The 7,415-nt window shown below is 70.1% G+C and carries 6 protein-coding genes; 4 read left to right on the top strand and 2 right to left on the bottom strand.

Features of this window, described 5'->3' with window-relative positions; translation table 11 throughout:
* Together D7V88_RS36425 and D7V88_RS36420 are read left to right on the top strand one after the other, a co-directional pair.
* Window positions 1-1,158 (top strand): glycosyltransferase family 2 protein (locus D7V88_RS36425; RefSeq protein WP_120545189.1); only part of this gene is annotated, 1,158 nt, incomplete at its 5' end.
* 88 nt (window positions 1,159-1,246) lie between these two features.
* Window positions 1,247-2,302, top strand: a complete 1,056-nt coding sequence (locus D7V88_RS36420) for a squalene/phytoene synthase family protein (protein ID WP_120545188.1) — start codon at window positions 1,247-1,249, stop codon at window positions 2,300-2,302.
* A gap of 14 nt (window positions 2,303-2,316) precedes the next feature.
* Here the strand turns inward: D7V88_RS36420 and D7V88_RS36415 are convergent, their stop codons facing one another.
* Complete coding sequence (locus D7V88_RS36415) at window positions 2,317-3,726, bottom strand: FAD-dependent oxidoreductase (RefSeq protein WP_158625237.1); 1,410 nt, start codon at window positions 3,724-3,726, stop codon at window positions 2,317-2,319.
* Window positions 3,727-4,199: 473 nt separating this feature from the next.
* Between D7V88_RS36415 and D7V88_RS36410 the strand changes: the two genes are divergently transcribed.
* Complete coding sequence (locus tag D7V88_RS36410; RefSeq protein ID WP_120545186.1) at window positions 4,200-6,113, top strand: 2,3-oxidosqualene cyclase; 1,914 nt, start codon at window positions 4,200-4,202, stop codon at window positions 6,111-6,113.
* Here D7V88_RS36410 and D7V88_RS36405 read toward each other — a convergent pair.
* Window positions 6,088-6,594, bottom strand: coding sequence for a hypothetical protein (locus D7V88_RS36405; protein WP_120545185.1), 507 nt, complete (start codon window positions 6,592-6,594; stop codon window positions 6,088-6,090). The genes D7V88_RS36410 and D7V88_RS36405 overlap by 26 nt on opposite strands.
* 153 nt (window positions 6,595-6,747) lie before the next feature.
* Here D7V88_RS36405 and D7V88_RS36400 point away from each other — a divergent pair, with 153 nt between their 5' ends.
* Complete coding sequence (locus D7V88_RS36400) at window positions 6,748-7,296, top strand: hypothetical protein (protein ID WP_120545184.1); 549 nt, start codon at window positions 6,748-6,750, stop codon at window positions 7,294-7,296.
* Window positions 7,297-7,415 lie beyond the last annotated feature (119 nt).

The following is a 7,415-nucleotide window of genomic DNA, read 5'->3' as shown; positions in this document are numbered from 1 at the left end:
GGCCTGGGCCTGCTGCTTCACGATCACCTGGGGCTGATGGCGGGGCTGCGACGGCGTCCGGCGCTGGCCGCGAAGCCGTTCAATCCGCCTTCGGTGACGATCATCCGTCCCATCCGGGGCCTGGACGTGGAGGCGCGGCAGAACGTGCGCGCGCTGCTCGACCTGGACTATCCCGGCGAGTGGGAGGTGCTCTTCATCTTCGACAGCGAGGACGACCCGGCGTTCGCTCCCACCCGGGAGGAGGTCCGCCGGCACCCGACGCGAGCGAGGCGGGTGGAGCTGCTGGTGGCGGGCGAGCCTCCCGAAGGCCTGACGGGCAAGCTCAATGCCATGCAACTGGGGGTGGACCGCTCGCGGTGCACGCTGGTGGCCTTCAGTGATTCGGATACGCGGCCTTCTCCCGGGGTGCTCACGGCGCTGGTGGGGGCGCTGCTGGAGGACGCGCGCACGGGCGCCACGTTCGCGCCCGTCTACGCGATGGCGGACGCGCCCCTGGCGGGCGACGTGGGCTACGGGCTGCTGGTGAATGCGTGGTACGGCGCGTCGGTGGCGCGCATGTCGCAAGCGGACGGCGCGCTGCCCTTCATCATGGGGCAGTTGATGGTCTTCCGCCGCGAGGCGCTCGCGGCCATTGGCGGCGTGGGCTGCGCCGCCGGTCAGTTCGTGGATGACATGTACCTGGGGCGCCGGCTGCACGAGGCGGGGTGGAAGAACCGCGTCATCCACGCGCCCCTGCGCATCGTCACGGGACAACTGGAGTTGCGCGCGTTCCTGCCCATCTTCCGGCGGTGGCTCTTGTTCTCTCAATCGGGCCTGCCCTGGGACTTCGCGCGCCCCAACTGGGTGCGCGGCGTGGTGAGCTGGATTGCCTGGGGGGGCCTGGCGGTGGCGGTGGCGCGAAGGGCCTGGGGACGCGCGGCCGTGGCGGCGCTGCCGATTGGCTTCTCCGTGTGGAGCCAACTGGGACTCCAGCGGGCCCATCACGGGCCACGCGTCGCGCCCCGGCACTACTGGGTGCCGGCGGTGCTGCCGCTGCTGGGCGCGGGGGTGGCGTTGTCCGCGCGCCTGTCGCGCGAGGTGGAGTGGCGCGGCCGGGGCTACCGGTTGGATGCGAAGGCGCGCCTGGGGGAGGCCCAGCCGGTCCGGGCCCACGTGTAGAGGGGGCGGCGGACGCGACGATGCAACCCACTGCCCACCTGTTCCACCGCGCTCGCCACGGGCGCAAGACGCCGCAGAGGAGGTAGGCATGGTTGCTACGGGAGAGTCGTCAGGAGCGTCGTTCTGTCGCACGCAGTTGCCCCGGGTGTCCCGGACGTTCGCGTTGAACATCCCGCTGCTGCCCGAACCCCTGGACCTGACCGTGACGGTGGCCTACCTGCTGTGCCGCATCGCGGACACGTTGGAGGATGAAGCCCCTGGAGCGCTCCAGGGGGGATTGCTCGACGAGCTGGCGGACCTGACGGAGTTGGGGAGGGACTGGGACTCGCGTGCACGGTCCTTCGTGCTCCGGGCGAAACCCACCCTGCGGGCCGAAACCCCCGTGGCGGAAGCCGAGCTGCTCGCGGGGACGCCCACGGTGCTGGAGACCCTGGCGTCGCTCCCTTCCTGGGTCCATCCGCACATCGCACGGTGCGTTCGCTCCATGACCGGCGGGATGAAACACATCCAGCAGGCCTACGCGAAACAGGGGAGGGTCGACGGGTTGCCCGACCTCCAGGCGACATTCCTGTACTGCTATTACGTCGCTGGAGTGGTGGGCGAAATGCTCACGGGGCTCTTCATCGACGCTTCACCCGCGGTCGCAGCGCGGCGGGCCCCGCTCACGCAGCGAGCCCTGGCTTTTGGCAGGGCCCTGCAGCTCACCAACATCCTGAAGGACGTACGCGAGGACCTGGACCGGGGAATCTGCTGGCTGCCAAGGGACCGGATGGCGGCGCACGGGCTGGAGCCCGCCACGCTCGCGCTGCCCGCTCACCGCATGCATGCGGTGGAGCTGATGCACGAGTTGGTGGCGGTGGCCCGCCGGGAGCTGGAGGTCGCGTTTGAATACTCGCTGACGCTTCCCCCAGAAGAGCCCGGACTGCGGCTGTTCTGTCTGTATCCCCTCTTCTTCGCGGTGCTGACGCTCAACGCGGTGGAGGGCAACCCCGCGGTGTTCGATCCGGAGCCGGTGAAGATGCGTCGGGAGTCGGTGCGGATGTTGATGCTGCTCACGCAGGAGCGGGTGGCGTCGGACGTGGCGCTGCGGCAGCTCTACGCCGATTGTTCGGCGGCGCCGCAGGGGGCGGAGGCGGTGTGGTGATGCGGCGGGCACGGCTACCGGTTGGAGGCGAAGGCGCGCCGGGGTGACGCCCAGCCGGCGCGGGCCAGCCGGTAGACGGGACGGCGGATGCGGCGATGCAGCCAACTGCCCACCTGTTCCACCGCGCTCGCCACGGCGTCCCGCAGGGGCGGTCCGGCGGAGCGCAGCAGCGGGGCGGCGGACCGCAGCCGTCCGCCCTGGCCATGGAGCGAGAGCATCGCGATGAAGGCATGGCCGACGACGCGCAGGTACTCGCGGGCCATCACCCGCATGCGCGGCTCCTCGGAGGAGAGCAGGGCCATGGAGGCGCGGGCTCCGCGAGGGCTGCGCTCCCAATAGCGTCTCAGGCCCATGCGCAGGGCCCACATGCCGTCGTCCTGCCCGGCGAAGGCGCTGTAGAGCGCGGAGGCGAGCGCGACGCGGGTGCGCTGGGCTGGCCGTCGCTCATTCGCGTAGTGCTCGAGCGCGCGGGCGATGTGGCCCGGGTGGCGGTGCAAGGCCTCCTGGAGGGCGCGGGCATCGTGGAAGCACGACGCCATGCCGCTGGCGGTGAGTGGATGGCAGCACGCGGCGGCGTCCCCCACGAGCACGGCGCTTCCCGTCCAGACGGTCTCCGCCAGCCAGTCGTCGTTGGACGCCATGCGTGGCGCGGGCTGCTGTTCCAGCGCGCGTTGGACCTCGGCCTTCAAATGGGAGGGCAGGGCGAGCAGCAGCTCCGGCCGGGCCTTCAACATGGAGGCGCTGCTGCCCAGGGGCAGGTCGACCATCACGCGCGCCACCCCCGGCTGGATGGCATAGGCCAGCGCGTGCACGGGCCCTCCCACGAACTGGTGCCCATGCTCGGGGTGGGGCAGGCAGGCGCTGTCCACGGTGACGCCCAGCATGGTGGAGAGGCGTTGATGGTGCTCGGCGATGCCCAGCATCCTCCGCACGGGGGAGGCGCGTCCGTCCGCGGCCACGAGGAGGCGGGCGTCAATCGCATGCTCGGCGCCCTGGGAGGAGAAGCGCAGGCGGACGCCGCGCGCGTCATTGCGGTCCACGGCCGTCACGCGGGCCCGGGAGAGCAGGGTGACGCCGGGCCGCCGGGCCACCGACTCCTGGAGGGGGACGGTCAGGGCGGCATGTTCGAGCGACAGTCCGGTGATGCCGCTTCCGTAGGGCAGGATGAGCGTATGGGCGGGGGCCTGGAAGCGCACCGCGAAGCCACGCACGGGCTGGGCCGGCCAGGCCGCGACGACATCGCCGAAGCCCAGCGCGCGCAGGTCCCGCACGCCCGGAGGGTGGAGCAGCTCCCCCGCGAGTTGCTTGTGGCGGTCCACGCCAGCGTCCACCAGCAGGACGGACAGCCCCAGGTCGGCGAGCGCCGCCGCCACCGCGCAACCCGCGGGCCCGCCTCCGGCAATCACGACATCGACGTCCACCACGTGGCCCCTCACTCGTTCATGTGACACCCGGTCTGTCTTTGACGAGTTAGCCATTGATGCGTCATGCCGCACGCAGGGCAGACAGGCCTGCCGGTGCCAGGCAAGCAGCACGCGGGCGACGCGAGGCCGGCGGTGTGGCGAACGCTGGCCTCGCTCCCTTGCCGGAGCCCGCCGCGCATCGCGCTGGGCGTGCGCACGATGATTGGCGGGATGAAGAGCATTCACGGGTTTCGCGGAGTCAGGGGTGCTGTCGATGGGGTGTCCGGCCCTCGCGCGACATCGCCATCCAGAGAAGCCCGGCGGAGCCGCTTGTGCCTCCAGCCCCTCCACGCCCTTGGCCTGTTGGATTCCGAGCCCATGCCATCCGGTCGTGAGGCGGTGCGGACGCTGATGCTGCTCGTTCGCGAGGAAGTGGCGTCGTGGGGACTCCGGCCTGTCTGCTTTCAAGCGCCTGGGTGGGAGGAAGCGGGGACATGAGTCCGCGAGCCCACGAGGTGCTGGCCCGCACCCAGGAAGCGGATGGCTCCTGGAAGGGCGACTACGGCGGTCCGCTCTTCCTGACGCCGGTGTACGTGGCCGGGCTGTATGTGATGGGGCAGGCTCCGGAGGCCCGCACGCGGGACGGGATGATCGCCCACCTGCGTGCCCACCAGAACGCAGATGGGGGCTGGGGGCTGGACGTGGAGTCGCCCAGCCTCGTCTTCACGACGGTGCTCAACTACGTGGCCCAGCGGCTGATGGGCGTCGACGCCACCGACCCGGAGCTCGTGCGCGCGCGGGCGTGGTTCCTGCCCCGGGGTGGTCCGCTGGGCAGTGGTTCCTGGGGGAAGTTCATCCTCGCGCTCCTGGGGCTCTACGACTACGACGGGCTCACCCCCGTTCCTCCGGAACCGTGGCTGCTGCCGCGAGCGCTGCCGTTCCATCCGTCGCGGCTGTGGTGTCACTGCCGCATGGTGTACCTGCCCATGGGCTGGCTTTACGGCCGCCGGGCCCGCGCGGTGGAGACGCCCCTGCTGGCGGCGTTGCGGCGCGAGCTGTATCCCCAGCCCTATGCCTCCGTGGATTGGAAGGGCGCCCGCAGCCAGGTGGCCGCGTCCGATGCCTACACCCACCGGAGTGTGGGGCTTCGCGCCGTGAACCGCGTGCTCGGGCTCTATGAGCGGGTCCACTCGAAGTGGCTGCGCGCCCGGGCGCTGAAGGAATGTCTGGCGTTGATTCGCGGAGAGGACGAGGCGACGCACTTCATCTGCATCGGGCCCATCAACAAGGTGCTCAACGCCGTGGTGTGGCACCTGGCCCGACCGGACGGTCCGGAGGTCCGGGCCCACCGGGAGCGCCTGCCGGACTACCTCCAGCACTCCCCGGACGGGGTGAAGATCAACGGCTACAATTCTTCGCAGCTCTGGGACACCGCGTTCGCGGTGCAGGCGCTGGTGGGCTCGGGACAGGCTGCGGGGGCGCGAGACACCCTTGAGCGCGCGGGTCGTTTCCTGGAGGCGGAGCAGGTGCTGGAGGATTCGCCGCACCCCTCGCGCAACCACCGGCATCCGAGCCGTGGCGGCTGGCCCTTCAGCACGCGTGCCCACGGCTGGCCCATCAGCGACTGCACCGCGGAGGGGCTGAAGGCGTGTCTGGTGTTGGAACCGCTCGGTCTCAACCGTGTGCCTCGCGAGCGGTTGGCGCAGGCGGTGGAGTTCATCCTCTCGCTGCAAAACCGTGACGGTGGATGGTCCACCTACGAGCAACAGCGGGGACCGCGCTGGCTGGAGCGGTTCAATCCCTCGGATGTGTTCTCCGGCATCATGGTGGATGCCAGTTACGTGGAGTGCACGTCCGCGTGCGTGCAGGCGCTGGTGGCCTGGCGGAGGGCGCAACCGGGTGCTCCCGTGGGACGGGCCATCGCGCGAGGCGTGGACTTCCTGTGCCGCACGCAGCGTCCGGATGGAGGTTGGGAAGGTTCGTGGGGCGTGTGCTTCAGCTATGGCACGTGGTTCGCGGTGACGGGGCTCGTGGCAGGCGGCATGAAGCCCGGGGACGCCGTGCTGCGCCGGGCCGCTGCGTTCCTGATGGCTCACCAGCGCGAGGATGGTTCCTGGAGTGAGACCATCCAGAGCTGCCGCGAGCGCCGCTGGGTGGATGGCACCACGGGGCATGCGGTGACGACGTCATGGGCATTGATGTCGCTGGTGGCCACGGGGGACGCGGATTCGGAGGTGACACGTCGGGGCGTGGCGTGGCTGCGCGCACGGCAGGGCGCGGATGGAAGGTGGCCCCCCGAGCCGCTGGCGGGCGTGTTCAGCCGCACCTGCGCCATCCACTACGACACCTACCTGCGCATCTTCCCTCCGTGGGCATTGGCCCTCACGCAGAGGGGTTCTGCTGCTTGAGGTATCCGATGAAGCCCATCACGTTGCTTGTGAGGGCTTCCCACTCGGCTGGGCCCTTCTCCCACCAACGGAACGTCACCGAGTCGAAGCCATCGGAGCGCACGAGCGAATAGCTGGTCCCGTCGAGCCAGGAGCTGCCCTTGAAGAGGAGCGGTGTCGCCACCTGGGTGAGTTCCAACTGCTCGACGAATGCCTTGAGTCGCGCCGCGTCGCAGGCGAGTTCGCTGTAGCCCGGAAGAAGGTAGCCCGGCTTCTCCGGATTCGTCCGGCTGACGTACAGCTTGAGGGCACCGTCCACCGTCCGGACATCCCAGATGTGGCCGGACTCGAAGGAGGGGAGTTCTCGGAGCTGGAGCGCCAGCAGTCCGACGCCCCGCCACATGACGTCCTCTCCGATACGTCGCTCGCGGGCCTTCTCCGCGGCGATGATCGCGGCCTCTTCTCTCGCGCGCAGCAGCGCCTTGATTTCACCCTTGTTCATGATCCAGGTCCTCCGGCGAAGGCATCACGTCCCGACTGTACGGTGCTCCGGAGGTACTGCCCACCCGGGGTGCTCACCGACGAAAGCAGCGAACCCTCCGACGTCCGGAGCGCATCTGTTAAGGCTCCGCGAATGAACGGACGGGAGCGACGAATGACGTGGATGCGGTGGATGGGCCCCCTGGCGCTTTCGCTGGTGAGTCTGGGATGCGCGGGGGCCTCGACCCGGCCCGAGCCGGAGGGTTCGCGGGTGGTGCTCGCCTCCGTGGATCCGGCGTGTTCGCCGGAGAAGAGCACGCAATGTCTCTGCGTGGGGACGCCTGGAGCGGCGGCCCCGCGGCTTGAGGAGATTGGCGTGGACCTCAACGCCCTGAAGACGGGCGGGGTGCCCTGCGTCCAGGGCGACTTCGACCAGGGTGGCCAGCCGGATTACGCCTTCCCGGGCAAGGGCTACTCGTGCAACCAGCCCGTTCCGGTGCGGGTGCTCTTCACGAAGGACGGACAGGTCCGGGACGTGCTCGCACTTTCGCGCGAGGTGAGCTGCCTCCAGCTCTACGCTCCCAGGTCCACGCCCGGCCCCCAGGGTGAGCCCGCGACCGAGCGCCAGGGGCTGGTCGACTGGGGCGAAGGCAACGCCACGTGGGTCTACCTGCTCGACGGCAAGCAGTGGGCCACGACCACGCATCCCTCCGAATCACGCTGAACCCGGGCCTGTAACCTTTCGCCGTCCTCCGTCGTGGTGCCCGTGAAGCCCTGGGATTTTCCCGGGTGCGCGGATGGAGGACGGGCATGCAGGCGATGAAGGTGGCGGTGATTGGCGGC

It is taken from the genome of Corallococcus terminator, assembly GCF_003611635.1.
GTDB lineage: Bacteria > Myxococcota > Myxococcia > Myxococcales > Myxococcaceae > Corallococcus > Corallococcus terminator.
Note: the sequence above shows the minus strand (reverse complement) of the source record. Positions and strands in the feature narration are given on the sequence as shown.